Annotated in this window: 25 protein-coding genes and 2 tRNA genes; 10 read left to right on the forward strand and 17 right to left on the reverse strand. The window is 67.9% G+C overall.

All coding sequences use genetic code 11. The features are described from left to right. Positions 1-37: 37 nt before the first annotated feature. Positions 38-1,804 (forward strand): putative bifunctional diguanylate cyclase/phosphodiesterase, encoded by a 1,767-nt coding sequence (locus C3B61_RS18890; RefSeq protein WP_103462009.1) that lies wholly within the window; start codon positions 38-40, stop codon positions 1,802-1,804. Here C3B61_RS18890 and C3B61_RS18895 read toward each other — a convergent pair. Then, positions 1,791-2,312 (reverse strand): metallophosphoesterase family protein, encoded by a 522-nt coding sequence (locus tag C3B61_RS18895; protein ID WP_103462010.1) that lies wholly within the window; start codon positions 2,310-2,312, stop codon positions 1,791-1,793. The genes C3B61_RS18890 and C3B61_RS18895 overlap by 14 nt on opposite strands. 53 nt (positions 2,313-2,365) lie before the next feature. Here C3B61_RS18895 and C3B61_RS18900 point away from each other — a divergent pair, with 53 nt between their 5' ends. Continuing rightward, positions 2,366-3,355: a DUF389 domain-containing protein gene (locus C3B61_RS18900; protein WP_208858862.1), complete on the forward strand. Its 990-nt coding sequence runs from the start codon at positions 2,366-2,368 to the stop codon at positions 3,353-3,355. 53 nt (positions 3,356-3,408) lie between these two features. On the opposite strand, the gene C3B61_RS18905 is transcribed toward C3B61_RS18900, so the two are convergent. The 5 genes from C3B61_RS18905 to serS form a co-directional block, all read right to left on the reverse strand. Continuing rightward, positions 3,409-3,499: transfer RNA gene (locus C3B61_RS18905), tRNA-Ser, on the reverse strand. A 92-nt stretch (positions 3,500-3,591) separates the two neighbouring features. Then, the gene (locus tag C3B61_RS18910; RefSeq protein WP_244286007.1) at positions 3,592-4,869 is read right to left on the reverse strand and encodes an LCP family protein; all 1,278 of its coding nucleotides are present in this window, start codon (positions 4,867-4,869) and stop codon (positions 3,592-3,594) included. A gap of 42 nt (positions 4,870-4,911) precedes the next feature. Continuing rightward, positions 4,912-4,996, reverse strand: a tRNA-Ser gene (locus C3B61_RS18915). 152 nt (positions 4,997-5,148) lie between these two features. Beyond that, a complete protein-coding gene (locus tag C3B61_RS18920; protein WP_088454915.1) occupies positions 5,149-5,961 on the reverse strand; it encodes an HAD family hydrolase in 813 nt (270 codons plus the stop codon). After that, complete coding sequence (gene serS, locus C3B61_RS18925; RefSeq protein ID WP_088454914.1) at positions 5,958-7,223, reverse strand: serine--tRNA ligase; 1,266 nt, start codon at positions 7,221-7,223, stop codon at positions 5,958-5,960. Before serS ends, C3B61_RS18920 begins: the two co-directional genes overlap by 4 nt. Before the next feature lie 49 nt (positions 7,224-7,272). Between serS and C3B61_RS18930 the strand changes: the two genes are divergently transcribed. After that, positions 7,273-8,316, forward strand: coding sequence for a diacylglycerol/lipid kinase family protein (locus C3B61_RS18930; RefSeq protein ID WP_208858863.1), 1,044 nt, complete (start codon positions 7,273-7,275; stop codon positions 8,314-8,316). Positions 8,317-8,320: 4 nt separating this feature from the next. Here C3B61_RS18930 and C3B61_RS18935 read toward each other — a convergent pair whose 3' ends face one another. Beyond that, a complete protein-coding gene (locus tag C3B61_RS18935) occupies positions 8,321-8,857 on the reverse strand; it encodes a hypothetical protein (RefSeq protein ID WP_103462011.1) in 537 nt (178 codons plus the stop codon). After that, the gene (pheA, locus tag C3B61_RS18940; RefSeq protein ID WP_088454912.1) at positions 8,854-9,798 is read right to left on the reverse strand and encodes a prephenate dehydratase; all 945 of its coding nucleotides are present in this window, start codon (positions 9,796-9,798) and stop codon (positions 8,854-8,856) included. The genes C3B61_RS18935 and pheA overlap by 4 nt, the downstream gene beginning before the upstream one ends. Positions 9,799-9,834: 36 nt before the next feature. Between pheA and pgm the strand changes: the two genes are divergently transcribed. After that, positions 9,835-11,451 carry a phosphoglucomutase (alpha-D-glucose-1,6-bisphosphate-dependent) gene (pgm, locus tag C3B61_RS18945; protein WP_103462012.1) on the forward strand — a complete coding sequence of 539 codons (1,617 nt, stop codon included), beginning with the start codon at positions 9,835-9,837 and terminating at the stop codon, positions 11,449-11,451. A gap of 27 nt (positions 11,452-11,478) precedes the next feature. Here pgm and C3B61_RS18950 read toward each other — a convergent pair whose 3' ends face one another. Both C3B61_RS18950 and C3B61_RS18955 read right to left on the reverse strand, forming a co-directional pair. After that, positions 11,479-12,159: an amidase domain-containing protein gene (locus C3B61_RS18950; protein WP_165788990.1), complete on the reverse strand. Its 681-nt coding sequence runs from the start codon at positions 12,157-12,159 to the stop codon at positions 11,479-11,481. Between the two features lie 193 nt (positions 12,160-12,352). After that, positions 12,353-13,207: a M15 family metallopeptidase gene (locus C3B61_RS18955; protein WP_244286008.1), complete on the reverse strand. Its 855-nt coding sequence runs from the start codon at positions 13,205-13,207 to the stop codon at positions 12,353-12,355. Between the two features lie 93 nt (positions 13,208-13,300). On the opposite strand from C3B61_RS18955, the gene C3B61_RS18960 reads away from it, so the two are divergent. Further along, positions 13,301-13,996, forward strand: a complete 696-nt coding sequence (locus C3B61_RS18960; protein WP_103462013.1) for an NAD(P)H-binding protein — start codon at positions 13,301-13,303, stop codon at positions 13,994-13,996. Positions 13,997-14,053: 57 nt separating this feature from the next. On the opposite strand, the gene C3B61_RS18965 is transcribed toward C3B61_RS18960, so the two are convergent. The 3 genes from C3B61_RS18965 to C3B61_RS18975 form a co-directional block, all read right to left on the reverse strand. Next, the gene (locus tag C3B61_RS18965) at positions 14,054-14,965 is read right to left on the reverse strand and encodes a carbohydrate ABC transporter permease (protein WP_103462014.1); all 912 of its coding nucleotides are present in this window, start codon (positions 14,963-14,965) and stop codon (positions 14,054-14,056) included. Continuing rightward, positions 14,962-16,014 carry a carbohydrate ABC transporter permease gene (locus tag C3B61_RS18970; protein ID WP_103430255.1) on the reverse strand — a complete coding sequence of 351 codons (1,053 nt, stop codon included), beginning with the start codon at positions 16,012-16,014 and terminating at the stop codon, positions 14,962-14,964. The genes C3B61_RS18965 and C3B61_RS18970 overlap by 4 nt, the downstream gene beginning before the upstream one ends. An 81-nt stretch (positions 16,015-16,095) precedes the next feature. After that, on the reverse strand, positions 16,096-17,424 hold the full coding sequence (locus tag C3B61_RS18975) for an ABC transporter substrate-binding protein (RefSeq protein ID WP_088454906.1): 1,329 nt from the start codon (positions 17,422-17,424) through the stop codon (positions 16,096-16,098). Between the two features lie 261 nt (positions 17,425-17,685). Between C3B61_RS18975 and C3B61_RS18980 the strand changes: the two genes are divergently transcribed. After that, complete coding sequence (locus tag C3B61_RS18980; RefSeq protein WP_103462015.1) at positions 17,686-18,714, forward strand: LacI family DNA-binding transcriptional regulator; 1,029 nt, start codon at positions 17,686-17,688, stop codon at positions 18,712-18,714. An 18-nt stretch (positions 18,715-18,732) separates the two neighbouring features. On the opposite strand, the gene C3B61_RS18985 is transcribed toward C3B61_RS18980, so the two are convergent. Further along, entirely contained in the window at positions 18,733-19,659 is a 927-nt protein-coding gene (locus C3B61_RS18985; RefSeq protein ID WP_103462016.1) for an LLM class F420-dependent oxidoreductase, read from the reverse strand. Beyond that, complete coding sequence (locus C3B61_RS18990) at positions 19,656-20,561, reverse strand: DNA-methyltransferase (RefSeq protein WP_103462017.1); 906 nt, start codon at positions 20,559-20,561, stop codon at positions 19,656-19,658. The genes C3B61_RS18985 and C3B61_RS18990 overlap by 4 nt, the downstream gene beginning before the upstream one ends. A 34-nt stretch (positions 20,562-20,595) precedes the next feature. Here C3B61_RS18990 and C3B61_RS18995 point away from each other — a divergent pair, with 34 nt between their 5' ends. Continuing rightward, complete coding sequence (locus tag C3B61_RS18995; protein WP_244286009.1) at positions 20,596-20,916, forward strand: GNAT family N-acetyltransferase; 321 nt, start codon at positions 20,596-20,598, stop codon at positions 20,914-20,916. Positions 20,917-20,941: 25 nt separating this feature from the next. Here C3B61_RS18995 and lplAB read toward each other — a convergent pair whose 3' ends face one another. Together lplAB and C3B61_RS19005 are read right to left on the reverse strand one after the other, a co-directional pair. Next, positions 20,942-21,991 carry a lipoate-protein ligase LplAB gene (gene lplAB / locus C3B61_RS19000; RefSeq protein WP_088454901.1) on the reverse strand — a complete coding sequence of 350 codons (1,050 nt, stop codon included), beginning with the start codon at positions 21,989-21,991 and terminating at the stop codon, positions 20,942-20,944. Positions 21,992-22,000: 9 nt separating this feature from the next. Further along, positions 22,001-22,930 (reverse strand): alpha/beta fold hydrolase, encoded by a 930-nt coding sequence (locus tag C3B61_RS19005; RefSeq protein ID WP_244286010.1) that lies wholly within the window; start codon positions 22,928-22,930, stop codon positions 22,001-22,003. Positions 22,931-23,081: 151 nt separating this feature from the next. Here C3B61_RS19005 and C3B61_RS19010 point away from each other — a divergent pair, with 151 nt between their 5' ends. The 3 genes from C3B61_RS19010 to C3B61_RS19020 all read left to right on the forward strand — a co-directional run bounded on the left by C3B61_RS19010 (position 23,082) and on the right by C3B61_RS19020 (position 25,439). Next, positions 23,082-23,591, forward strand: coding sequence for a MarR family winged helix-turn-helix transcriptional regulator (locus tag C3B61_RS19010; RefSeq protein WP_103462020.1), 510 nt, complete (start codon positions 23,082-23,084; stop codon positions 23,589-23,591). Continuing rightward, a complete protein-coding gene (locus C3B61_RS19015; protein WP_165791228.1) occupies positions 23,588-24,979 on the forward strand; it encodes an MFS transporter in 1,392 nt (463 codons plus the stop codon). Before C3B61_RS19010 ends, C3B61_RS19015 begins: the two co-directional genes overlap by 4 nt. Before the next feature lie 64 nt (positions 24,980-25,043). Beyond that, positions 25,044-25,439: a DUF3592 domain-containing protein gene (locus C3B61_RS19020; protein ID WP_244286011.1), complete on the forward strand. Its 396-nt coding sequence runs from the start codon at positions 25,044-25,046 to the stop codon at positions 25,437-25,439. Positions 25,440-25,503: the final 64 nt, after the last annotated feature.

Raw genomic sequence — 25,503 nt, forward strand, 5'->3', positions numbered from 1 at the left:
CGATGACGCCGACAACTGTGGGGCAGGGGGTGGGTGAATGGCGCGCTCTGCGCAACGTCTGGCCGCGGGCTACCGCCCCGGGCTCTTCAACGCCAACGAGTCGGCGGGCCTCCTGCTCGGCGTGGCTCAGGCCGGCTTCGGCCTGCCCCTGCTCCTGTACGCCTGGTACAAGTGGGTGCAGAACGATGAACCGATGCTCGTGCTCCTGTGCGTCGGAGCAGTCCTCATCGTCACGGGAGCGCTCTCCGCCGGGTTCCGCAACAGGATGCGGGTGCCGCTGCGCCATCTCGCCTTGTGCTGGATAGGCGTCATGGACCTGCTCTGCCAGGCGGCCACCGGCGCCGAGCCGATCACCCTCACCTTCGCCTGGACCCCCAGCATGCTGGCCTTGGTCGCATTCGCGGTGCTCCCCGCCGCGCAATCCCTGATCTATCCGGCGGTCTTCATCCCCTTGTCGCTCATCGTGCTTGCGGTGCAACCTGGCGCCGACCCGGCGGATGTCGCCATGTCGTCGCTCCTCATGCTGGCGACCGGCCTGGGGCTCACCTGGTTCGCCCGCAGCGCCCTCCTCGCGGAGACAGATGAGCTCACCGGCATCCACAATTTCGCCGGATTCGAACAGGTGCTCAGCGCCGCCATGCGGGACGCCGCTCCCACCGAGCCGCTCTCCCTGGTGCGACTGGATATCAACGAATTCGCCCTGGTGAACAGGCGACGTGGCCGGGAGGGCGGCGACCTGGCCATCATGAGATTCGTCGCCGATGTGGTCAAGGCTCTCCCGAGTGCGGCGACCATGGGCCGCGTGGAGGGCGATGCGTTTGCGATCCTGCTGCCCGGGTTCACCGCCGGCGACGCCTGCGACCTGATGGTGCGGGTGCAAGTCCAGGTGGCCAAGTTCTCGGCCGGCATCTCAGCCAGGGAGGGCAGCGAGTCCGAGAGCGAGCTCTTCGGCCGGGCCGGCAAGGCGCTCTTCGAGGCCCAGCGCGTGGGAGGCCACGGCAAGATGATCATCCACGGCGGCTACTACGCCTCCCCGGCAGCCGTGCTGGACGGCCTGCGGAACGGCGAATTCTTTCTGCGCTTCCAGGCCGTGGTCGACCTGGCCACCGGCGCCGCAATCGGCGCAGAGGCCCTGGTGCGCTGGCAACACCCCACCAGGGGGCTGGTGCCCCCCGCCGAGTTCATCCCGCTCTGCGAGGCGAGCGGGTCCATCGTGGTCCTCGGGGAGTGGGTCGTCCGCGAGTCGGTCGCGGAGGCCGCACGCTGGCGCCGGCTGCGCGGGGAGGACGACCCGGTGAGCGTGGCGATCAACGCCTCGGCGCGCGAACTGACCTCGGCCGGCTACGGAGAGTTTGTTCTCACCGAGTGCGCCAATGTGGGTCTGCCGGCCGCCCTGGTGCACATCGAGGTGACCGAGACCCACTTCGGCAGCGATGCCGCGGCCGTTCGCGACAACATCCGGGTGCTGCGCGGCGCCGGAGTGATCATTTCGATGGATGATTTCGGCACCGGCCACTCCAGCCTGTCCAGGCTCACCGAGATCGAACTCGACGTGATCAAGATCGACCAGTCCTTCGTGGCCGTGATCGAGACCGAACGGGAATCCCCCGTCGCGGAACTGACGATAAAACTGGCGGCGACCCTCGGACTGCAGGTGATCGCCGAGGGTGTCGAAACCGAGGCGCAAGCTGAGTGGCTGCGGGAGCGCGGTTGCCTGCTCGCGCAGGGCTACCTGTATTCGCGGCCCGTGGCCGCCGACGAGTTCGTGGCCAGGTTCCTCGTCCAGCCCGTTACCCGCGCCTGACCTCGTCCGGCAGAACCGGCACGAGGGTGACGTCGGTGAGCTGCCCGTTGTCGGCGACAGCCGTCAGGTAGGTGTGTGCCGGTTGCCGCCGGCGGTCAGTCGGTGACCCCGGGTTCAGCAGCCGCAGACCCCGGGGCGACACGCTGTCCCAGGGGATGTGGCTGTGCCCGAAGACGAGCACATCGGTGTCCGGAAAGGCCTCGTCCATGCGCTTCTGGCGCCCTGTGGCGGCACCGGTTTCGTGGATCATCGCAAAGCGGACGCCCTCGATGGTGTCCCGGGCGATCTCCGGCAGCACACGGCGCAGGTCGGCGCCGTCGTTGTTGCCGAACACGCCCAACAGCGCCGGTGCCCGGCGGGTCAGCTCCTCGTACAGGCTGAGGTCGACCCAGTCCCCGGCGTGCAGCACGAGGTCGGCCTCGGCGACAGCCCGCCAGACCTGCTCGGGCAGCCGCCGGGCCCGCTGGGGAACGTGCGTATCGGAGATCAGCAGAAGTCTGGTGGCCATGCCCCATTCTGCCCCGCCTACCGTCGGATTCGCACGAGGGCTAGGTTCGCAGCGTGGCCGACCGATTCAACACCACCGAGAGCATGCGCGACTCCGTCTTCTTCGACGGGCCGGCGTCCAGCGCGCGGTACTCCAGATTCTGGATGCTGCTGGTGCTCGCGTCGATCATCGCCTCGGCGGGCATCGTGGGCGATTCCACCGCCACGGTGATCGGCGCGATGATCGTCGCTCCGCTGATGACGCCCATCCTCGGCACGATGCTCGCTACGGTGCTCGGCGACCGGACGAACCTCATCCGCTCCCTGGTGTTGGTGCTGGGCGGCGCCGCCGCGGCCGTGGTGATCGGCTTCGCGGTCGGCCTCCTCGTGCAGACCGACGTGCTCGCCAGCACGAATGCCCAGGTCTCGGCCAGGGTGAATCCCCGTCTGATCGATCTGCTGGCCGCCCTCGGCACCGGTGTCGTCGGTTCGGTGGCGCTGGTGCGCCGGGACATCTCCGACACGCTGCCCGGCGTCGCGATAGCCATTTCCCTGGTCCCGCCGCTGACCGTGGCCGGCCTGGTCCTCGAGTCGGGCTCCGTCCCCCAGTTCCTGGGGGCGCTGCTGCTCTTCGTCACCAACGTCGTCGCCATCCTCGGCACCGGCATCGTGGTGATGTCGGTCTACGGGGTGAGCCGACTCACTCGCCGGAAAGCACCCGGCGACACCGAGGCGCCCGGCCTGCTGCGCCCGGTGGCGGTGCTCGCCGTGATGCTGCTGCTGATCGGCATCCCCCTCACTCTCACCAGCGTCGAGGTCACGGCCCGCAGCAACGTGGAGGGTACCGTGCAGACCGTGGGCGAGAAGTGGGCCGCAAGCGTCGGTTGGACGGTCACCGGCGTCTCCACCCGAGGCGCCGAGGTGACCCTGCGGGTGGTGGGCGCACCGCCGGTGCCCGACACCGCCGCGCTGCAGGCCGCCCTCGCGGCGGCGGGGATCCATCCCGAGAGGGTGACCGTCGATCTGACCCCGGCCACCATCGTGAAGCTCTCGACAGTTCCCTGAACGGAACGCGGAAAAGCCCGCCTGACCGGGGGTCTGGCGGGCTTTTCGAAGTGCGGAGACGGAGGGATTTGAACCCTCGGTGCCCTGTGAAGGGCACTCCACCTTAGCAGGGTGGTGCACTAAGCCGGGCTATGCGACGTCTCCCGGATGCCTGCTTGCGCAAACACACATCCACCATACTAACCGCACCGCGGCGTCAGTTTGAACACCATCCCCGCAGGCGGGTGCCGACGGTGCTACTGGTCGGCCAGAGTGCGCCCGGCCGAGCAGGTGTACTGGGACGCGTCCTGCCCGTAAACATTGCTCGGCAGCGCCTCTTCGGTGGTGGCCGGATCGGTCGCGGCGGGATCGGTCGGCGCGGGCACGGCAGGGTCAACCGGCTCAACGGGCGCTTCGGTCGCGGCGGCGGCAGGGTCTGCCACGGAGCGGAAGTCGGCTTCACCGGGTGCCAGGGTCGGCGACGCGTCGGCGAGGATGGACGCCATCAGATCGTCGGCGGCGGACTCGTCGGGTTCGACGCCCCCGTCGACGTTGTAGACCGGGTACTGCACGAACACGACCTTCTCCAGCGGAATGTCCTTCAGCGCCATCGCGATGGAGACCATGGTGTCCATGCTCTGCAGCGAGGTCGACAGCTCCATATTGTCCACGGCGGCCTTGGCGATCGAGTACAGCTTGATCGGGTCGCTCAGCGTCTCGGCGCTCTTGAGGGTGCGCACGAGCGAGGACAGGAAAACCTGCTGGTTGCTGATACGACCGAGGTCGCTACCATCGCCGACGCCGTAACGGGTGCGCAGGAACTGCAGTGCCTCCAGGCCCTTGAGCTCGTGCTCGCCGGCCGCGAGGTCCAGGTCGGTGTGTTCGTCGACGATGGGCTCCGCGATACAGACGGGCACCCCGCCGACGGCCTCTGACATGGCCGCCACGCCGTTGAACTGCACGACGGCGGCGTACTGGATCGGCAGGCCGGTGAGTTCCTCGACCGTCGACACCGTGCAGTTGAGCCCGCCGTAGCTGAGGGTGGTATTGATCTTCTGGCTGCTCATGGCCGAGTAGGTTTCCCCGTCGGGGCCGGTGCATTCCGGGATGGGCACGTAGGTGTCCCTGGGGAAGCTGACCACGGTGGCACTGCTGTGGTCTTCGGCGATGTGCAGCAGCATGGTGACGTCGTTGAGGACCGCGGTCTCTTCGTCGGGATCGCCGTAGCCGCCGCCCTGGCCGACACGGCTGTCGCTGCCGACGAGGAGCAGGTTGGCCCCACCGTCGATGGAGCTGATCTGCGGGATCGGACCCGCGGTCTCGCTGTCCAGGCGGATGGGTTCCTTGACGCTGGTGGCCACGTTGAGGGTGGCGAGGGCCGCGACCGAGACACCGCTGACCATGACCACGGCGAGGGCGGCGGCGAGCACCTTGGCGATGTTGGCGAATGCGTTGGACCGCTTGAGCCTGCCGTGCCGGGCGATCGGGCTGGTCTGCTTCGATCGTTTCGAGCGGGGGCGCAATTGGTCGCTCACGCAGATCCTTTCGTCGTTATGCAGGTGCAGCGCCTCGCGGCGCGGAGGGCGTGGGATTCGAACCCACGAGACATTTCTGCCCACCAGTTTTCAAGACTGGCTCCATCGGCCGCTCGGACAGCCCTCCCGATTCAACGCGGGACCGCCCCGTGACGGGCCGGATCCAACATCGAACTTCGCCCGATCTTAGCCGATCACGGAATAAGTAGCCTGACACGCGAAACTGGCAACGCCCTGCACGGCGGCCGACCCCCGCGAATTGCGGTGCGTATTGGAGCGCTAGAGGCTGCTCAGGACCACGGCCAGGCCGTCGTCCTGCACGCTGACTGTGAGCTCGCTGGCGGCCTCAAGGACGTCGTCCGGGGACTGGCCCATGGCGACACCGCGGCCCTCCGCGCCGGCCCAGAGCAGCATGTCGATGTCGTTGCGCCCGTCGCCGACGGCCATCACCCGGCTGCGCGGGATGCCGCACTCGGCACGCACCCGCTCCATGGCGGTGGCCTTGTTCACACCGTCGGGGGCGATATCGAGCCAGGCGGTCCAGCCGATCGCGTAGCTCACCCGGTTCAGACCCATCTGCTCGACCACCGCGAGGAAGTCCTCCATGTCGTGGTCCGGCGAGACGACGACGACGCGGGTGGCGTCGTGGCGCAGCAGCTCGTCGAAGGCGACGTGCTCACTGTCGATGCCGATCGTGGCATCGGGAAACACCTCCGTGTACCGGTAGAAGCCGTGCTCGTCCTCCACCGCGTACCGGGCATCCGTGAGGTGCGAGCGGATGGAGAGCAGCACATCGCTGGGGTCGAAGGTCTCGACCCATTCGCGGCGGTACCCGGTCGGGGCATCCGCGTCTCGGTGCAGAGTGATGGCGCCGTTGGAGCAGACCACGAATTGCGGCGTGATCCCGAGACGCTCGAGCACCGGGAGGGTGGCGGCGGCGCTTCTGCCGGTTGCCAGCATGATCTCGTGGCCCGCCTGGTGCACCCGGCGCACCTGGCGGATCACGGCCTCGCTGATGGTGCCGTCCTCGTGCAGGGTGGTGCCGTCGATGTCGAGGGCGACCAGCCAGGGCGCGTCGGTGGTGGGGCTCATCGGATGGGTGTGAGGACGTCGAGCCCGCCGAGGTAGGGGCGCAGTGCTTCCGGCACGAGAACCGAACCGTCGGCCTGCTGGTGCGTTTCCAGGATGGCGACGATCCACCGGGTCGTGGCGAGGGTGCCGTTGAGGGTGGCGACCGGGGCGGTCTTGCCCGACTCGGTGCGGTAACGGATGTCGAGGCGCCGGGCCTGGAAGGTCGTGCAATTACTGGTGCTGGTGAGCTCCCGGTAGGCGCCCTGGGTGGGCACCCAGGCCTCGATGTCGTACTTACGGGCGGCGCTGGAACCCAGGTCGCCCGCGGCGACGTCGATGACCCGGTAGCTCAGGCCGAGGGCCTGCAGCATGCCCTCCTGCAGGGCGACGAGGCGGTTGTGCTCGGCCTCGGCGTTTTCGGGCAGCACGTAGGTGAACATCTCGAGCTTGTTGAACTGGTGCACCCGGATGATGCCGCGGGTGTCCTTGCCGCCCGACCCGGCCTCGCGGCGGTAGCAGGTGGACCAGCCTGCGTAGCGCAGCGGACCGTCGGACAGGTCAAGGATCTCGTCGCTGTGGTAGCCGGCGAGGGCAACCTCGCTGGTGCCGGTGAGGTAGAGGTCGTCGGCGGGCAGGTGGTAGATCTCGTCGGCGTGCTCGCCGAGGAACCCGGTGCCGTCCATGATCTCCGGGCGCACCAGGGTGGGCGTGATCATCGGGATGAAATCGGCCGCGAGAGCGTGGTCCAACGCCATGTTCATCAGCGCGATCTCGAGCCGGGCGCCGATGCCGCGCAGGAAGTAGAACCGGGCACCGGAGACCTTGGCGCCGCGGGCCATGTCGATGGCGCCGAGCATCTCGCCCAGTTCGAGGTGGTCGCGGGCCTCGAAGTCGAAGGTGGGGATCTCGCCGTGGGTGCGCAGGGTGGCGAAGTTGTCTTCGCCGCCGGCGGGCACACCGTCGATGATCGGGTTGGCGATGGTGCGCATCACGCTCGTGAAACGCGCCTCGGCCTCCGCGGCGGTCACACCGGCCGCCTTGACCTCCGCGGCCAAGCTCTGCGCCTGGGCGACGAGGGCCTTCTTCTCGGCGGGCGGCGCCTGAGCCACGGTCTTGCCGAAGGCGTTCTGCGAGGCACGCAGGGCCTCGAAGGTGGTGATCGAGGATCGCCGGTCGGCGTCCGCGGCGAGCGCGGCGTCGACGGCCTCGACAGAGTCGCCCCGCGCCTCCTGCGATCGCTTGACGAGGTCGGGATTTTCGCGTAGCAGCACCGGATCAATCACTCGGTCAGTCTACAAGCGCCAGCCGTTGCCCCCTTGCTAGCCTGAGCGGGTGCCAGCCTCCAGTTCCGGACCCAGCGACATCCCCTCGAATTTGCGCCGTGCCGCGGTGGTCTTCAACCCCGTGAAGACGGATGTCGACAGGCTTCGCCTCGGCGTGAACGCCGCGGCCGCCGCGGCGGGCTGGGCCGAACCGCTCTGGTTGGCGACCTCCGTGGCCGACCCCGGCCAGCGGGTCACCCGGCAGGCGCTGCGCCAGGGTGTGACCATGGTGCTCGCTGCGGGTGGCGACGGCACCGTGCGGGCGGTGGCCGAGGCGCTGCGTGGGTCGGAGGTGAGCCTGGGCATCCTGCCGGTGGGCACCGGCAACCTGCTGGCCCGCAACCTTCAGCTGCCCCTGAACAGCCTCGACGACGCCATCAGCATCGCCTTCGGCGGGGCCGACAAGGCCATCGACCTCGGCGTGGCCTCGGTCACCTACGCCGACAACAGCATCAACGACCATGTCTTCCTGGTGATGGCCGGGCTCGGCCTCGACGCCCAGATGATCGCCGAGACGCGCCCGGACCTGAAGAAGCAAGTGGGTTGGCTGGCCTACGTGGATGCGGGGATGCGCGCCATCCCCAAGGCCGAACCGTTCCGCATCCGCTACAGCCTGGGCACCCGCAGCGAGCACCAGGCGCTGGTGAGCACCATCCTGATCGCCAACTGCGGGGTGCTGCCCGGAAACATCCAATTCCTGCCCGACGCCCTCCTCGACGACGGCGTCCTGGACATCGCCGTGTTGCAGCCCAAGGGCGTGCTCGGCTGGCTCATGATCTGGCGCCGGGTGACCTGGCAGAACGGGGTGCTGCGGCGCTCCGCCGTGGGCCGGCGGATCATCGAGCTCACCGATACCGACAGCGAACGTGCGATGACGACGCTGGTCGGCACCGACATCCGGATCGTGCCGGACCACCCGCAGCAATTCGAGCTGGACGGCGACGAATTCGGGCTGGTGACAAGCGTGTTCCTCCGGGCGGATGCCGGCGCCCTGCTGGTGCGGGTGCCGGCCGGACGGCCGATGCCGACGGACGGATCCGCGGGAGTCCGGTGATCCGTCAGAGGCCCTGGGCGCTTCGGCGCCGGCGAGCCCGCCAGCCCCAGGCGTGCCAGAACAGCAGGCCACCGAGAATCACGATCCCGCTCGAGATCAGGGGTGGCGCGACCAGGTAGCTGAACTGCTGGAGGACGAACGCGACCGGCGGTTCCCCGTTTCCCGTATACGAATTGTTCCCGAACATTCCGCTCACGGCCTGCCACTGCAACACCATGCCACCCGCCGGAAGCGCGAGGGCCACCACCCAGAGCAGCGCGATGAATGGGTTCCACCTCGAGGGCTCCAGCTCGTCCTGGAAGGTGTCGCCGTCGAAGGCCAGGGCGTCGAGATCGTCGAATGCACCGTCGGTGCCGACGACGAGGTCCTCGAACGGCGCCGCGGCTCCGCCGGCCGCGGCGGCAGGTTTCGCCGGCGGCGCGCCGATCAGCCCGGGGCGAGCGGCGGGCCGGGGTGCATCACCGGGCTGGTAGCCGCGTTGGAACCTGGCGTCGTGCCGCGGGTCGAACGCCGGTCGGTCGAGCCCCCCAGGCTCGGTCACGCTGTCGGCTCCCCCGAGACCAGACCGCGCAGCCAGTCCCTGGCTTCGATGAAAACACCGTCGTCGTACCGGTCGGTGAACACGTTGGCCGCTTTGTCGGCTCGCGGATACGAACCGAGGAAGATCACCTTGGGGCTGAACCGTCGCAACCCCAGCAGGGCGTCCGCCACCCGTTCGTCGAGGATGTGCCCGTCGGCGTCGATGACGAACCGGTACCGGCCGAGGGAGTCACCGATCGGCCGGGACTGGATCAGGCTGAGATTGACGCCGCGGGTAGCGAACTGCTCGAGCATCTCCAGCAGGGCGCCGGCCCGGTCCTCCGGGAGCTCCACGATCACGCTGGTCTTGTCGGCGCCGGTCGGCTCCGGGATCACGGTGGTGCGTCCGACGAGCACGAACCGGGTGACGGCGTTGGGGTTGTCACCGATGTTGCGGGCGAGCACGACCAGGTCGTGGTGCTTCTCGATGCCGGGCGGCGCGACGGCGGCATCCGCTGGTCCCGGCTCGAACAGGGCGGCGGCGGCGGAGACATTGCTCGACGAGGGGATGTGCCCGTGCCTGGGCAGTGTTGTTTCGAGCCAGCTGCGGCACTGCGCGTAGGCCACCGGATGCGCGTTGACGATCTTGACGTCCTCGAGGGCGGTTCCAGGCCTGGCGACGAGCACAAAGTTGACCGGTACCAGGTATTCGCCGATGATCCGCAGGTTCGGCACGCTGGCCAGGGCGTCCTGGGTGGCACTCACCCCGCCGTCGACCGAATTCTCGATGGCGATCATGGCGGCGACGCTGCGACCGCTCACGACGTCGGCGAAGGCCTCCCCCACGTTGTTGACCGCGCGCCACGGCAAGCCCCTGGCCTGGGGAACCTGGGCGAGGGCGGCCTCGGTGAAGGTTCCCGCCGGTCCCAGGAAGCTGTAGTGCACATCGGGAGTCTCTGGCATGGCTCACAGCCTAGTTGGAGTGCAAGACTGGGCACTATGAACGCACGCGCAGGCACCCCGGCCCAGAAATCCGATCTGATCGACGTTGAGGCCCTCATCAGGGCGTATTACGACCTCGAGCCGGATGTGTCGGTGCCCGCCCAGCGGGTCGTCTTCGGCACCTCCGGGCACCGCGGCAGTTCACTGAACACCGCGTTCAACGAGAACCACATCCTGGCCACAACGCAGGCGATCGTGGAGTACCGCGCCGCCCAGGGCATCACCGGGCCGCTGTTCATCGGCGCCGACACCCACGCCCTCAGCGCCCCGGCCACCACCACGGCCCTCGAGGTTCTGGTGGGCAACGGCGTGCGGGTGCTGGTCGACGAGTTCGACGACTTCGTGCCCACCCCGGCGCTGTCGCACGCGATCCTCGCCTACAACCGGGCCGGACACGACGACCAGGCCGACGGCATCGTCGTCACCCCGAGCCACAACCCGCCCATGGACGGCGGCTTCAAGTACAACCCGCCGCACGGCGGACCGGCCGACAGCGACGCCACCTCCTGGATCGCCAATCGCGCCAATGAGATCATCGCCGACGAGATGCGCGCTGTGCTCATGGCCGAGCCCAGCGCCGTGGAGACCTACGACTTCCGCGGCCAGTACGTCGACGACCTCGAGAACATCATCGACATGGCGGCCATCAAGAAGAGCGGCATCCGTATCGGCGCCGACCCGCTGGGCGGCGCGAGCGTCGGCTACTGGGGCGCCATCCGCGACCGCTACGAGCTCAACCTCACCGTGGTCAACCCACTGGTCGACCCGACCTGGGCCTTCATGACCCTGGACTGGGACGGCAAGATCCGGATGGACCCGTCCAGCCCCTCGGCGATGGCGTCGGTGCTGGCGCACAAGGACGACTTCGACATCCTCACCGGCAACGACGCCGACGCCGACCGGCACGGCATCGTCACGCCGGACGCCGGCCTGATGAACCCGAACCACTTCCTGGCCGTGGCCATCGAATACCTCTACAGCCACCGCGACGGCTGGCGGGCGGATGCCGCGATCGGCAAGACCCTGGTCTCCTCCACCATGATCGACCGCGTCGCCGGGTTCCTCGGCCGTGAGCTGTGGGAGGTCCCGGTAGGTTTCAAGTGGTTCGTTCCCGGCCTGATCGACGGCTCGGTCGCCTTCGGTGGCGAGGAGAGCGCCGGCGCGAGCTTCGTGCGCTTCGACGGCACGGTCTGGACCACCGACAAGGACGGCATCCTGCTGGCCCTGCTCGCCGCGGAGATCGTCGCCGTGACCGGCAAGTCGCCCAGCGTGCGGTACGCCGAACTGGCCGAGCACTTCGGCGCCCCGGCGTACGAGCGCATCGACGCCGTCGCGACGCCGGCGCAGAAGACCGCCCTGGGCAAGCTCGACGGCGCAGCAATCACCGCCACCGAGCTCGCCGGTGACAAGATCATCGGCGCGCTCAGCAACGCCCCGGGCAACGGCGCCGCCATCGGCGGGGTGAAGGTCTTCACCGAATACGCCTGGTTCGCCGCCCGCCCGAGCGGCACCGAAGACGTCTACAAGATCTACGCCGAGTCGTTCAAGGGCCCGGAGCACCTCAAGCTGGTGCAGATCGAGGCCAAGGCCATCGTCGACGCGGCGATCAGCTAGCCTCGACCGGTCACCGGGCTCGGTGGGCTACGGGATGCTCCAGTAGTACGCGGTTCCGCCCGGGTGCTTCTCGGTGATCGCGAAGTCCACCGAGAGGTAGTCGGTGTCGTCGGTGTGCCCGGCGTAGTAGATCACGATGTCGTCGCCGGTTCCCTCGATGCGGGAGACGACGGCCGTGTGGTCACGGTCACCCGTGTTGTCCCAGTCGAACTGGACGACATCCCCGAGCTTCACCTGATCGCGCTGGTCGTCGGTCAGGGCGGTGGCACGGCCGGAGTCCGCGAGGTAGTTCATGAACGCGGTCGAACTCACCCAAGGCGAGGAGAATTCGAAGTCGGAGCCGGTTCCGCTGGTCCACCAGGTCTCGTCCATGGCCCAGCCCCTGGCCACCAGGGACTGACTGGTGAAGTTCACGCAGTCGTTTCCGGTGACCACACCGTACTCGTCGGTGTTGTAATCCTTCCAGTGCGCCAGTGCGTAACTCAGCTGAGCCTGCACGGCGGGGTCAACGTCGACGGGCGCGGCCGTTATCGCCGGAGTCTCGCGTGGCGCGGTCTCGGCCGTGGCAGCGGCATCCGCCGCAGTGGACCCGCGTTGAGCCGAACCTGTTCGATCCGCGCCGGACGTCGCCAGGGCCACGGTTCCCACGACGAGTCCGCCGAGGATCAGGGCGATGACGCCGATCCGTGCTGGTCGAGCTACAGCCACAACTACCTCTATTCGGGGGGTGAAAACCACAAGCCAACCACACTATTTGGTGAAGAGTCTGGGACCGGAACGGCCGCCGATCTTCGGGCGGGGTCGTGAGCGTGCCAGGGCATAGTAGACCCCATCACCGGCAGGGTCTTCTCGATCCGCCGAGACTGTGGGGGTCGCGTGGGAGTGAATTCAGCCCAGGCCTTTAGCCGTAGGACGGTGCGGCCGGTAGGCCGAAGAACTCCTCGAGCGTGGTGACGCCCTGGTCGTGCATTTCCGTGGCCAGGTCGATGCCGATGTACCGGAAGTGCCAGGGCTCGAACTCGTAGCCGGTCACCGGGGTCTTGTCGGCGGGGTAGCGCAGCAGGAAGCCGAAACGCCAGGCGTGTGCGGCGAGCCACTGGCCGTGTGGGGTGTCGGCGAAGCAGGCGTTGAGGGAGCACTGTCCGGGTTGGGCGCTGATGTCGATGGTGAGACCGGTCTGGTGTTCACTCGTACCCGGCCGCGCGGTGCTCAGGTCGGCACCGGCCTGACCGAGGTTCGCGAGATCGTTGTTGTAGACCCGGGTTTGCGCGTCGAAGCTGCGGTACGCGCTCTGCGATTGCAAGGCCAGGCCGGTTTCGGCCGTGAAGGCGGAGAACAGGGCCACGACGGCGTCGGAGGCCTCCTGCCGCAACTGCGGGGGGTTCGCGAACGGGATCGGCACTTCGACGAGGTCGTCGGGAGCGTAGTCGGTGGGGTTGAGCGGGCGGAGCTTGTCAACGACCACCCAGATGCTGTTCGGGTCGTCGATCGACCGGGCAGCGCGGTCGAAGGTGGGCGCCGGAGCCGGGTCAGGCGAGGCCGACGGCGACGGGCGAGGTGGTTCGGTCGGCGTACTGGCCGGGCCGGGCGAGGCGGATGTGGTCGGCGTGGTCTCGCTCGATGCGGCGCGGCCGGTGTGCTGGCCCAGGATGACGGCTCCACCTCCGGCGACCAGCAGCAGTGCGGCGGCGGCCGCGACGAGTGCGCGTCGACGGCGTACGCGCGGCGACGCCCCCCGGCGCGATTGAACTGACACGCTGCCGAGCATATCCTGCGCCGACGCCACTCCCCGGCATCGGCATCATCGCCGCCGGGGAATTCCAGCGCCCCGTAGTCTGTTTCACCCCGTATGCGAATTGTTATAGCAGGAGCACACGGAAAAATTGCACGGTCCCTCACCCGGGAGTTGACCCTCGACGGACACACTGTGATCGGGCTGATCAGGAACGCTGAGCAGAAGGAAGACCTTCTCCTCGATGGAGCCCAACCGGTTGTCCTCGATCTCGAGAACAGCTCGGTCGACGCCGTCGCCGAGGTCATGGCCGACGCCGACGCCGCGGTCTTCGCGGCCGGCGCGGGTGCGGCCAGCGGCGACGCACGTAAGAACTCGGTCGATCTGGGGGCTTCGGTGTTGTTGGCGGATGCCGCCGAATCCGCCGGGGTGCGCCGGTTCGTACAGATCTCCTCCACCGGAGCGGATCTGGTGCGTGACGGAGCCACCCCCGACAGCGTCCCCGCCGACTTCGTCGCCTACCTCCAGGCCAAGCTCGGCGCAGAGGAAGACCTCGCGGGCAGAGACCTCGACTGGACCATCGTGCGGCCGGGCACCCTGACCGATCACGACCCCATCGGCTCGGTTCGGCTTGAGCGCACGGGACCCGACGAGAGCGGAACCGTGCAGCCGGAGACCCAGGGCAGCGTGCCCCGGGCCGATGTGGCAGCGGTGCTGGCCGAGCTGCTCCGCACCGGAGCAGGAAGCCACACGGTGCTGCACCTCATTTCCGGCCCGACACCGGTGGCGAAGGCCGTGGCCGTTTTCGCCTGAGACACCACACACGTCGCTCCCCTGACCGATTCAGGGGAGCGACGTGAGGCGGCTGGATCAGCCCTTGACGGCGCCCGCCATGATGCCGGAGATGAGCTGCTTACCCGCAAGCACGAAGAGCACGAGCAGCGGCAGCGTTGCCAGCACGGCACCTGCGAGTACGACCGAGTAGTCGATGTATCGTGCGGACTGCAGCTGGCTGAGAGCCACCTGCAGCGTCGGGTTCTGCGGCGAAACGATCATCGGCCAGAGAAAGTCCGTCCACGCCATCATGAAGGTGAAGAGCGACAGGATCGCCATCGCCGGACGGGCGGCGGGAACCGCGACGTTCCAGAACGTGGTGATCATGTTCGCGCCGTCGACGCGGGCCGCCTCAATGAGCTCGTCCGGAATCACGTCGACGAGGTACTGGCGCATGAAGAACACGCCGAAGGCCGTCACCAGGGTCGGGACGATGATCGCGCCGATGGAGCCGGTCCAGCCGAACTCGCGCATCAGGATGAACAGCGGAATGATGCCCAGCTGGGTGGGGATCGCCATCGTCGCGACGACGAAAACCATCAGCCCGTTGCTGCCACGGAACTTGAGCTTGGCGAACGCGTACCCGGCGAGAGTCGAGAACGACACGACGGACACGGTGATGATCGTCGACACGATCACGCTGTTGAGCAGGGCCTGCCAAAACGGAATGGTGTCGAAGACCGCGGCGACGTTGGTCCAGAACTGCCCGCCAGGAAGAAGCGGCGGCCAATCCTGGGACAGCACAGACGACGGGCTCGCACCGACGACGACCGACCACCAGAGCGGGTAGGTTCCACCGGCGAAGAGCGCGATCAGGATGCCGTAGGTCAGGAAGCCGGGACGACGGTCGATGCCGAGGCCTTTGTGCTTGGTCTTGCCCCGCTTGACGGTGACCGTCTGACCCGGTAGCTCCGGGGTGGTTTCTGGGCGGGCGATGGTGTCGGTCATGCTCGGGGCTCCTTCGCGCCGTTTCGGAGCGTGCGGCGAACCGCGCGTTTGTTGTTCTTGGCGTCGGACCGGCTGTCTGCCGTGGCGATCCGTTGCGAGATCAGGTAGTTGAGCACGCCGAACGCCACGATGATGACGAACAGGATCAGGGCGATCGCCGAGGCCTTGCCGAAGTTCTGGCGCTGGAAGGCCATCTCCCACAGGTAGAGCACCGTGGTCTGGAACTGTCGGTGCGCGCCACCGGCCGTGGAGCTGGTCGCGTCGTACAGGCGCGGCTCGGTGAAGATCTGCAGCCCACCGATGGTCGCCGTGATAATGACGAAGATCATGGTGGGGCGGATGCTTGGCAGGGTGATGGAGAAGAAGCGGCGGACAAACCCGGCGCCGTCCAGGGCGGCGGACTCGTGGATGTCCCGCGGCACCGACTGCATGGCGGCGAGCAGGATCAGGGCGTTGTAGCCGGTCCAGCGCCAGTTCACCATGCCGGCGATGGCCAGGTGGCTGGGCAACACATCGGTTTTCCAAAGGATCGGGTCCACGCCGACGAAGCTGAGCAGGTGGTTCACTAGACCGCTCTGCTCGCTGAACATGCTGGAGAAGATGAGGGCGACCGCGACAGGGGTCACGACGTAGGGGATGAGGATGCTCATGCGCCAGAAGGTCTTGGCGCGCAGGTTCTGGTCGAGGATCGCGGCGATGGCCGTGGCCACCACGAGCTGCGGAATGCTCGAGAGCAGGAAGATACTCATGGTGTTGAACAGTGAATTCCAGAACAAGGGGTCACTGAGCTCTGCGGCGTAGTTATCGAAGCCGACCCACTCCCCCGGCCCGCTCAGCAGATTCCAGTTGTTCAGGGACACCACAAAGGTGTAGACGAGAGGGAACAGGCCCACCAGGCCGAACAGCACGAAGAACGGTGCGACGTACAGGTAGGGCGAGACTTTCACATCCAGGCGGCTCAGCCGGTGCTTGTAGGTGAGGGCGCTCGCGCGGCCGGGACGCTTGAGAGGCGCGGGAGCGCTGGTCTCTGGTTCAAGTGTGCGTGTCATGGTGACTTTCTGCCTTCGAGCCGGGCTTCCGGTGCCGCGTCGCGGCGCCGGAAGCCCGGCAAGAGCGGATTGGTGCTGCTACTACTTGTTGACGATGAGCTGGTCGAACAGGGTCATGGCGTCGTCCCATGCCTTGTCACCCGCGACACCCTGGTCGAGCGCGATCGCGGACGGGCCGAAGACCTGCTCCTGGATCGTGGAGTCATCCGGACCCTTGAACTGGGCCTTCACGCCGTCGGCACGCTTGGTGAGGATTTCAGCGATCGGCGCGTCGTTGAAGAACGCGGAGACTCCGGTCGCCTCAGACAGTGCGGGGTCCGTCTGTGCAGCGGTGACGCTGGGGAACGGGCCCTCGGCCTTGAACTCGGCGACCTGCTGGTCGGCCTCGGTCAGCCAGGCAGCCAGGTCCGCGGCTTCCTGCGGGTGCTTGGACTGCGTCGGGACGGTCAGGAAGGTTCCGCCCCAGTTGGTCGCTCCGCCGGGGAACACGTCGGCGAAGTCCCAGCCGGCCGTCGCGCCGGTGGCGTCGCCGCCGGCGGTCTCGACCTGGCCCTGAACGACTCCGAGCATCCAGCCCGGGCACATGAAGGTCGCGAAGGTTCCGTCGGTGAACGACGAGCCCTTGTTCCAGTCCCACTGAGCCTGCTTGCCGGAAAGGCCGGCCGCGTTGGCGTCGGCCAGCTGCGTCCAGGCCGCCTTCAGCTCGGCGTTGTCAACGACGTTGAGCTCGCCGTCGGCGGTGTAGTAGCCCTCGTCCATCTGGTTCACCATGGAGTTCCAGATGAAGCCGGACTGGTCGAACCACGCCTTGCCGGTGGCCTCCTGGTACTTCTTGCCCAGGGCGAAGTAGCTTTCCCAGCTTGCGTCGTCGCCGCCGAGAAGCGTGGCTACTTCGGCACGGTCGGTGGGCAGCCCGGCGGCTTCGAAGGCTGCGCTGTTGTAGCAGAGTCCCTCCGGGCCGATGTCGGTGCCGTAACCGATGATGCGTCCTTCAGCGTCGGTGCCCTGTTCGAGCTTCCACGGAACCCAGCGGTCCTTGATGTCGTCGGCACCGTATTCCGACAGGTCGACGAACTGGTCGGAGACGGCCATGATCGAACCCAGCCAGCCTTCCTCGACGGCGACAACGTCCGAGAGGCCGCTGCCGGCGGCAATTTTGGTGAAGGCATCCGTGCGAGCGTTGCCACCCGTGTCGATGTTGTTCGCCTTGATGGTGATGCCGGGGTTGGCTGCCTCATACTCGGCGTACAGGTCAGCCATACCCATGCTGCCGAACGTGGTGACGGTCAGCTCGATGTCACCGCCGGAGGCGCCGTCGGTGCCCGCCGACGAACAGCCTGTGGCGATGAGGGCGAAGGATGCGGCGCAGGCTACTGCGGCGCCAACCTTGGTGCGTTGTGAGAACTTCACTTTCACTCCTTTGTGTGCGTGTGCTTGTGCGATTGCAAGACATACGTGCGGGAATGAGAGCGCTCTCATTCAAACGTGAGAGCGCTCTCATCAATCACCGTCACCATAGAGCAGGAGAAGCAGGCTTGTCAATACGACCACGACGCACCGGTGATTTGACGGCGCGTCGTGACCTCGAACGGGGGCGCTGAAGGGCGGCCTGGGCACGGGCGCACCGGATTCACGCGGGACCAATGGCCCGAGCGCAAATAGACTGACCCCATGACAATGGGAATCCGGAGTGCGCGTCCGCCCCAGCCGACCCTCGAGATGGTCGCCGCGGCGGCCGGAGTCTCCAGAGCAACGGTCAGCCGGGTTGTCAACGGCTCCCCCAAGGTCAGGCAGGAGGTCGTCGATTCCGTCAACGCCGCGATCGAACAACTCAACTATGTACCCAACCGCGCCGCCAGGTCACTGGCCAGCCACCACACCCAGTCGGTCGCCCTGGTCGTGCCGGAAGACATGACCAAGTTCTTCGGCGACCCGTACTTCGCCGCCGTCGTGCAGGGCATCACTCAGCGCCTGGACGAGAGTGACTACACGCTCAACCTCCTCGTCGCGTCGAGCGACCCCCGGCACAAGACCATGCGCTACCTGCGCTCGGGTAACGTCGATGGAGCCATCGTCATCTCGCACCACACCGGCGATGATTTCGTGGCGAACCTGGAGACCACCATGCCCGTGGTCTTCGGTGGCCGACCCACGAACCACTCCGGCCCGGACAATTACTTCGTGGACGTCGACAACGTGGCCGGCGCCATCAGCGGCGTGCAGCATCTCATCAACCTCGGCCGGCACCGCATTGGCACCATCACCGGACCGGTCGACATGCCGGCCGGCATCGACCGACTCAATGGCTTCCGGCACGCACTCGCGGCCGCCGGGCTCGAGTCAGATGCCGTGGAGCACGCCGACTTCACGGCCGCGGGCGCCGCCGCGGCAACTCGCCGGCTTCTTGAACACAGCCCGCACGTGGATGCCTTGTTCGTCGCGAGCGACCTCATGGCCGTGGGCACGATGGGGGTCTTGGCCGAACAGGGCCGCTCGGTGCCCGGCGATATCGCGGTGGTCTCGTTCGACGACAGCCCGGCCGCCACCTCCGGTCCGATCTCGCTGACCACGGTGAGCCAGCCATCGAAGGAGATGGGCTTCGCGATGGCGGACCTGCTCTTGCGCCTGCTCGCCGGCGACGAGACCGTGCCGCACCATAACTTCATGCCGACGCGCCTAGTTTTTCGCGACTCGGCCTGAGCCGCCCAGGCCATCCGCTCAGTCGAGCTGCGGCATAACCTCTCTGGCCAGAAAATCAAGGTGCTCGAGGTCGGCCAGGTCCATGATCTGCAGGTAGACGCACTCCACGCCGTCGGCGGCAAGGGCTCCCAGCCTGTCGACGACCTCCCCGGTGGTCCCGGCGATCCCGTGCTCGCGGAGTTCGGCGGGCTCCCGGCCCACGGCCGCAGCGCGGCGGGCGAACTCGGCCTCGTCGGCGCCGGCCACCGCGATCAGCGCAGTCGAGTAGACCAGTTCCTGCGGGTTGCGGCCGATGGCCTCGCAGGCTGCGCGCACCCCGGCGAACTTGGCGGGGATGTCGGCGAAGTCGGGGAAGGGCAGGTTGAATTCGGTGGCGAACCGCGCGGCCATCGCCGGGGTGCGCTTGGCTCCGCCGCCGCCCACGATCACCGGCACGCGGGACTGCGTGGGCTTGGGCAGGGCGGGAGAGTCGACGAGGGTGTAGTGCTCGCCGGCGAAAGTGTAGGTCTCCCCGACGGGCGTTCCCCACAGGCCGGTGATCACTTCGAGCTGTTCCTCGAGCATGCCGAACCGCTTGGCCGGGAAGGGGATGCCGTAGGCCAGGTGTTCCTGTTCGAACCAGCCGGTGCCCAGGCCCAGTTCCACGCGGCCGCCCGACATCTGGTCGACCTGGGCGACCTGGATCGCCAGGACCCCCGGCGGACGGTAGGTGACCGAGGACACCAGGGTGCCGAGGCGGATGCGCTGCGTCTCGCGCGCCAGTCCGGCCAGGGTGGTCCAGGCATCCGTCGGCCCGGGCAGCCCCGAGACGTGATCGCCCATGGCGAGGTAATGGTCTGAGCGGAAGAAGGCGTCGAAGCCGAGAGTCTCGGTGGCCTGCGCGACCGCGAGGAGGTCGTCGTAGCTGGCGCCCTGCTGGGGCTCGGTGAAAATGCGGAGTCTCATGCTCCCAGTCTTGTCTCCAGCTCGGCGTCGACGAAATCCACGCCGGGCAGGGCGCCGAGCCTCTCGTGCATCACCGCGAGCGACTCCGGGTTCTGGTCGATGAGAAGGAACTTGCGCCCCAGGGCAGCCGCGACGGCACCCGTCGTGCCGCTGCCGGCGAAGAAGTCCAGCACCCAGTCGCCCTCCCGGCTGGAGGCCTGGATCATGCGCCGCAGGATGCCGACCGGCTTCTGGGTGGGGTAGCCGGTTTTCTCCTTGCCCGTGGGCGAGACGATGGTGTGCCACCAGACATCCGTGGGCAGTTTGCCCTTGGCCACCTTCTCGGGGGTGACCAGGCCCGGCGCCATGTAGGGCTCCCGGTCCACGGTGCTGGAGTCGAAGTAGTAACCCTTGGGGTTCTTCACGTAGACCAGGATCGTGTCGTGCTTGGTGGGCCAGCGGTTCTTCGATTTGGCGCCGTAGTCGTAGGCCCAGATCAGCTCGTTGAGGAAGCAGTCCCGGCCGAAGAGAGCGTCGAGGAGCACCTTGGCGTAGTGCGCCTCACGGTAGTCCAGGTGCAGGTAGAGGGTGCCGTCATCGGCCAGCAGGCGCCAGGCCTCGATCAAACGGGGCTCCAGGAACGCCCAGTAGTCCTCGAACTGGTCGTCGTAGCCGAGCAGATCGCCCTTGATGCGCTCGTAGCGCTGGCCCTTGAACCCGGTGATGGTTCCGGTGGCGTGGGCGCCGTCGGCCAGGGTGCTCCGCACCGAGGTGGTCGACTGCCGCTTCTGGCTGCGGCCGGTGTTGAACGGCGGGTCGAGGTAGATGAGGGTGAACGCGCCGTCGGGCAGCGTCGGCAGCACAACCAGGTTGTCCGCCTCGATGACCCTGCTGGGAGAGGACTGAGTCCACGCGTTTGGCATTCCCTCATTCTGTCAGTCGGCCTACGCTGTTCCGATGACAAGTGAAGAGATGACCCGTGCCGACAGCACCGCGCACGTCAGGCACGAACCGGACCTCTCGCGCTACACGCTGTGGCAGGACGGCGAGCCCGTGGGCCTGGCCGACTACAGGCTGGCGGGCCAGTCACTGACCTTCACCCACACCGAGGTCGACCCGGCCAAGCGCGCACACGGGCTCGCGGGCATCCTCATCGAGCAGGCGCTCGACGACGTGCGCACGCGCACCGACCTCACCGTGGTGGCGGCCTGCCCGTTCGTCGCGGACTGGATCGACCAGCACGCCGAATACCAGGACCTGCTCATCCGCGGCACCTGACCTGTGCTCGCCAGGGCCGTCCTGGTTAGGGCACGCGGCCGATCCAGGCGTCGGTGCTGAACTTGCTCTCCACCAAGTCGGCGGCCTTGGCGTATTCCTCATCGGTGATGTCGCCGGGTTTCGCCCCGTACAGGCTCGTGAACGTCTGCTTCATGCGGTCGATGATCTCGGCGCGGCTGAGCCCGGTCTGGCTGCGGAGCGGATCCACCCGCTTGGCGGCGCTGGTGATGCCCTTGTCGCTGAGCTTCTCCCGGCCGATGCGCAGCACCTGCACCATCTTCTCGCCGTCCATGTCGTAGCTCATGGTGACGTGGTGCAGCACGGCGCCGCTGCCGAGGCGCTTCTGGGCCGCCCCGCCGATCTTTCCGGTGGGGCTCGTGATGTCGTTGAGCGGCTGGTAGTGCGCGTCGATGCCCAGTGACTTGAGCGCCGTGATGACCCACTCGTCGAGGAAGGCGTAGGAGTCGGCGAAGCTCATGCCATGCACCAGCTCGGTGGGAGCGTAGATCGAATACGTGATCACCGAACCGGCCTCCATGAACATGGCGCCGCCGCCGGAGACCCGGCGCACCACCGTGAAGCCGTGCTTTTCGGCGTTGACGGGGTCGACCTCGTTCTTCAGCGACTGGAAGCTGCCGATCACGACGGCCGGTTCATTCCACTCCCAGATGCGCAGGGTGGGGCTGCGGCGGCCCTCGCCGACCTCGACCGCGAGCACCTCGTCGAGAGCCATCTGCATGACCGGGGGCACGGCCTTGGTGTGGATGATCTGCCACTCATAGTCCCGCCAGCCGCTGGCGTGGGCGAGCGAACGACGGATGGCGACGGCGACCGACTCCGGGGAGAACCCGAGCAGGGTGGCCTGGGGCGGCAACGCGGCTCGCACCGCGGCCGCGATGGTGGCGGCGTCACTGTCGGCGGCGAGGCCGTTCACCGCTGCGTTGATGTCCTCGAGGGCGTCGTCCGGCTCGAGAAAGAAATCACCGGCCAGGCGAAAATCGGTGATGAGATTGTCGACGACATTCAGATCGACCACAACGAGTTTGCCGCCTGGAACCTTGTATTCACCATGCATGTGATCAGCCTAATCGTCGGCAGCGGACTCGGAGACGGCGGCCGGGAGATGTGCGTCGAGCCAGGCGACCAGGTCGGCCAACACCTCGTCGCGGTTGATCTCGTTGAGGACCTCGTGCCGGGCGCCGGGGTACACGATCAGGCGCACATCCCGCAGGCCGGACCGGCGCCGGAAGGCGTCCACAAGCTTGCGGGCGCTGCGTGCCCCGCCCACGGGGTCGTCGCCGCCGACCTGGATAAGCACGGGCAGGTCCGCGGGGAGCCGCCGGGCGGGGCGACCGAGGATGCGGGCGGCGTCGCGCAGGCCGAATAGCTTGGCGAGCGGCACGCTCGTGGTGAGCGGGTCGGAAACAAAAGCCGCCGCGACCGCCGGGTCCCGGCTGAGCCACTCGGCACCGGTCGAGCCGAGGTGCTTGTGCCTGGCGTTGAGATCCCCGCTGTTGAGGTAGCCGGGCCAGCGGTAGGCGGTGCCGGTGAGCACGACCGCCTGGTAGTCCTGGGGATACCGGTTGAGGATCATCTGCGCCATGAAGGATCCCCAACTGTGCCCGAGCAGCACCAGCGGCACCGGCTGTGCCTGCGGTTGCCCGGCCTGCGCAGCCGGTCCCTCGCCCCGCGCAACGGTCTGGTGGCGGGTGGCCTGCCGGATCACGCCGGTGAAGGCGTGCACGGCGGCGACGGCCGCGCGCAGACCGCCGACGCCGAGCCGACCGAGCTGGCCGGCGTCGCCACCGTGCTGCAGCATCCCGGTCTGGCCGTGCCCGCGGTGGTCGTCGGCGTAGACCGAGTAGCCGGCCGCGTTGAGCGCGCGGGCCACCTCCCGGTAGCGCAGGGCGTGTTCGCCGACCCCGTGCACGAGCTGCACGATGGCGCGCGGGTTGTCGACCGGCCAGGCGTAGTAGACGATCGGGACGCCGTGTTCATCGATGAAGGTGGGCACGGGCTTATTCTGCCGTACCTGTTGCCCGTGCGGACATTTGCGGCCGGCGCACCCGGCGCAATTGTCCGCTTCGGGAACAGTTGCGGCGATTCGGTGGCGATTCGGTGAGCTGGGAATCATTAGCATGGCTAATTTGTTAGGCTAAGTAATCATGTCAGAGAGCCCCATTGCGCCCAGTCCCCCCGCACCCGCACCCGCACCAGCGCCGGCCCCCGCGGCGGCGCACGCGCACACCAAGCGCCGCTCCGTCGCCGAGTTGAGCCACGACTTCAGGCTCGCCAACGGCCGACTGGCCCGCCGGGTGCGCCAGGAGCAGGCCGACAACGAACTCACCAGCGGCCAGTTCTCGGCCCTCGGCGCTGTGTTCAGACTCGGCCCGATGACCCTGAGCGCGCTCAGCGAAGAGGAACGGGTCACCCCGCCCTCGATGAACCGCACCGTGAACGCCCTCGTCGAGGCCGGCCTGGTCAACCGCGCCGGCTCCGCCGAGGACGGCCGCAAGGTGGTGCTCACCGTCACCGACACCGGGATGACCCTGGTGCGCGAGACCCGCCGCCGCCGAGACGACTGGATAGCCACGCGCATCCTGCGGCTCACCCCCGAACAACGCCAGATCCTGGCGTCCGCCACCGAAATCATGAAGGAGCTCGCCAACAGTTGAGTGCAATGTTCCGCTCCCTGAGCGTGGTCAATTACCGGATCTGGTTCGCCGGCGCCCTGGTGTCCAATGTGGGCACCTGGATGCAGCGCACGGCCCAGGACTGGATCGTGCTGACCCAGCTCACCGACTACAACGCCACCGCAGTGGGCATCGTGATGGCCCTGCAATTCGGGCCGCAGCTGGTGCTGATGCCGTGGTCGGGCCTCATCGCCGACAGGTTCGACCGCCGCAAGCTGCTGATGCTCACCCAGGCCCTGATGGGCGCACTCGCCCTGGGCCTCGGCCTGATCACCATCACCGGCGTCGTCGAGCTCTGGCACGTCTACCTCTTCGCCCTCGGCCTGGGCGTCGTTGCCGCCATCGACGCGCCCGCCCGGCAGACCTTCGTCTCCGAGCTGGTGCCGGACGACAACCTTTCGAACGCCGTGGCACTGAACTCGGCCTCGTTCAACGGCGCCCGGCTGATCGGCCCCGCCGCGGCCGGCCTCCTCACCGTCGCCGTCGGCGCCGGCTGGGTATTCATGATCAACGCCGTCACCTTCGCCTTCACCGTCGCCGCCATGACGCTGCTGCGCACCAAGCAACTCCGCAAGCAGCCCCGCGCACCGCGGGAACGGGGCCAACTCATGGCCGGCTTCCGCTATGTCTGGCATCGGCCCGACATCGTCGCGGTGCTGATCACGGTGTTCCTGGTGGGCACATTCGGCTTCAACTTCGCCATCTTCACCTCCACCATGGCCACCGTGGAGTTCGGTATGGGCGCCAGCGAGTTCGGCATGCTCAGCTCGATCATGGCGGTGGGCAGCGTGGTCGGCGCCCTGCTCTCGGCCCGGCGCAGCCGACCCCGGATGCGCCTGGTGGTGGGCGGCGCGTTCTTCTTCGGCCTCACCTGCGCCATCGCCGCCGTGATGCCCAGCTACATCACCTTCGCGATTTCGCTCGCCTTCGTGGGCCTCACCTCGCTGACCCTGATGACCACCGCGAACGCCTACGTGCAGACCACCACCGAGCCGGCCATGCGCGGCCGGGTGATGGCGCTGTACATGGCCATCTTCGCCGGCGGCACCCCGCTCGGCGCTCCACTGGTCGGCTGGGTCGCCGACCAGTACGGCCCGCGCTGGGCCATCGGCGTCGCCGCGGTCTCCGGCCTCCTCGCGGCGGCGGCGGTGCTGTTCTGGATGATCAGGTACCAGCGCCTGCGGGTCCGCATCCGCCCCCGCACCTCACCGCGCACCGCGCGGCTGCACGTGCGGCACCGCGGCGACGGCCATCCGCTCACCTCGGCCATCCGCATCGTCACGGCGAAGGCCGACGCGGCACGGCAGGACCGCGACCGGGAGACGGCCACCCGCGAGATCGCGGTCGTCGAGGCGACTGCTCCACGCTGACCCAGGGGGGTGCCGCGCGCGCTAACATTTCACCCTAGGCAGACGACGGGAAACGGCGGCACGGGTGGACCTTCACGACATCGTCTCGATGCTCAGCGAGATCTTCACCATCGTCGGGCTCCTGGTGGGCGTTCCGCTCTACATCATCGGCCTATCGGTGCGCGGCTTCGGCGGCCGGTGGGTCGAGGCGGATGGCGTCGTCGCGGCCACCACGTCCGGCCCGGTGATCCGTTGGTTCGACACGACCGGCGAGGTGCACGAAGCCCGCGCCGACAGCCACGAGACCGTGCACCTGGAGCCCGGCGACGACGTGACCCTGTGGTTCAATGCCAGGGCCCCTGAACGATGCCGCACCCATTCGCCGGACCACGACGGCAAGGCCCTGCGGCTGACCGGCTTGATCCTGACCAGCCTCGGCCTCGGCTCGGCGATCCTGGGGATCGTACTGCTCTTCGTCTGACCCGAAGAGTGAAGGCCGTCACGACCGCGTAGCCTGTACTGAGGCACGCGACTCGCGCGTGCGG

The organism is Cryobacterium zongtaii, from assembly GCF_002909375.1.
Taxonomy (GTDB): Bacteria; Actinomycetota; Actinomycetes; order Actinomycetales; family Microbacteriaceae; genus Cryobacterium; species Cryobacterium zongtaii.

Bases quoted from the DNA above. Each gene is read 5' to 3' on its own strand.
- C3B61_RS18995 (WP_244286009.1), top strand. From the start codon at position 20,596: ATGACAAGTGAAGAGATGACCCGTGCCGACAGCACCGCGCACGTCAGG.
- C3B61_RS18990 (WP_103462017.1), bottom strand. From the start codon at position 20,561: ATGCCAAACGCGTGGACTCAGTCCTCTCCCAGCAGGGTCATCGAGGCG.
- pheA (WP_088454912.1), bottom strand. From the start codon at position 9,798: ATGCCAGAGACTCCCGATGTGCACTACAGCTTCCTGGGACCGGCGGGA.
- C3B61_RS19010 (WP_103462020.1), top strand. From the start codon at position 23,082: ATGTCAGAGAGCCCCATTGCGCCCAGTCCCCCCGCACCCGCACCCGCA.
- pgm (WP_103462012.1), top strand. From the start codon at position 9,835: ATGAACGCACGCGCAGGCACCCCGGCCCAGAAATCCGATCTGATCGAC.
- C3B61_RS18890 (WP_103462009.1), top strand. From the start codon at position 38: ATGGCGCGCTCTGCGCAACGTCTGGCCGCGGGCTACCGCCCCGGGCTC.
- C3B61_RS18985 (WP_103462016.1), bottom strand. From the start codon at position 19,659: ATGAGACTCCGCATTTTCACCGAGCCCCAGCAGGGCGCCAGCTACGAC.
- C3B61_RS18965 (WP_103462014.1), bottom strand. From the start codon at position 14,965: ATGACCGACACCATCGCCCGCCCAGAAACCACCCCGGAGCTACCGGGT.
- C3B61_RS18895 (WP_103462010.1), bottom strand. From the start codon at position 2,312: ATGGCCACCAGACTTCTGCTGATCTCCGATACGCACGTTCCCCAGCGG.
- C3B61_RS18920 (WP_088454915.1), bottom strand. From the start codon at position 5,961: ATGAGCCCCACCACCGACGCGCCCTGGCTGGTCGCCCTCGACATCGAC.
- lplAB (WP_088454901.1), bottom strand. From the start codon at position 21,991: ATGCATGGTGAATACAAGGTTCCAGGCGGCAAACTCGTTGTGGTCGAT.
- C3B61_RS18970 (WP_103430255.1), bottom strand. From the start codon at position 16,014: ATGACACGCACACTTGAACCAGAGACCAGCGCTCCCGCGCCTCTCAAG.
- C3B61_RS18980 (WP_103462015.1), top strand. From the start codon at position 17,686: ATGACAATGGGAATCCGGAGTGCGCGTCCGCCCCAGCCGACCCTCGAG.
- C3B61_RS18960 (WP_103462013.1), top strand. From the start codon at position 13,301: ATGCGAATTGTTATAGCAGGAGCACACGGAAAAATTGCACGGTCCCTC.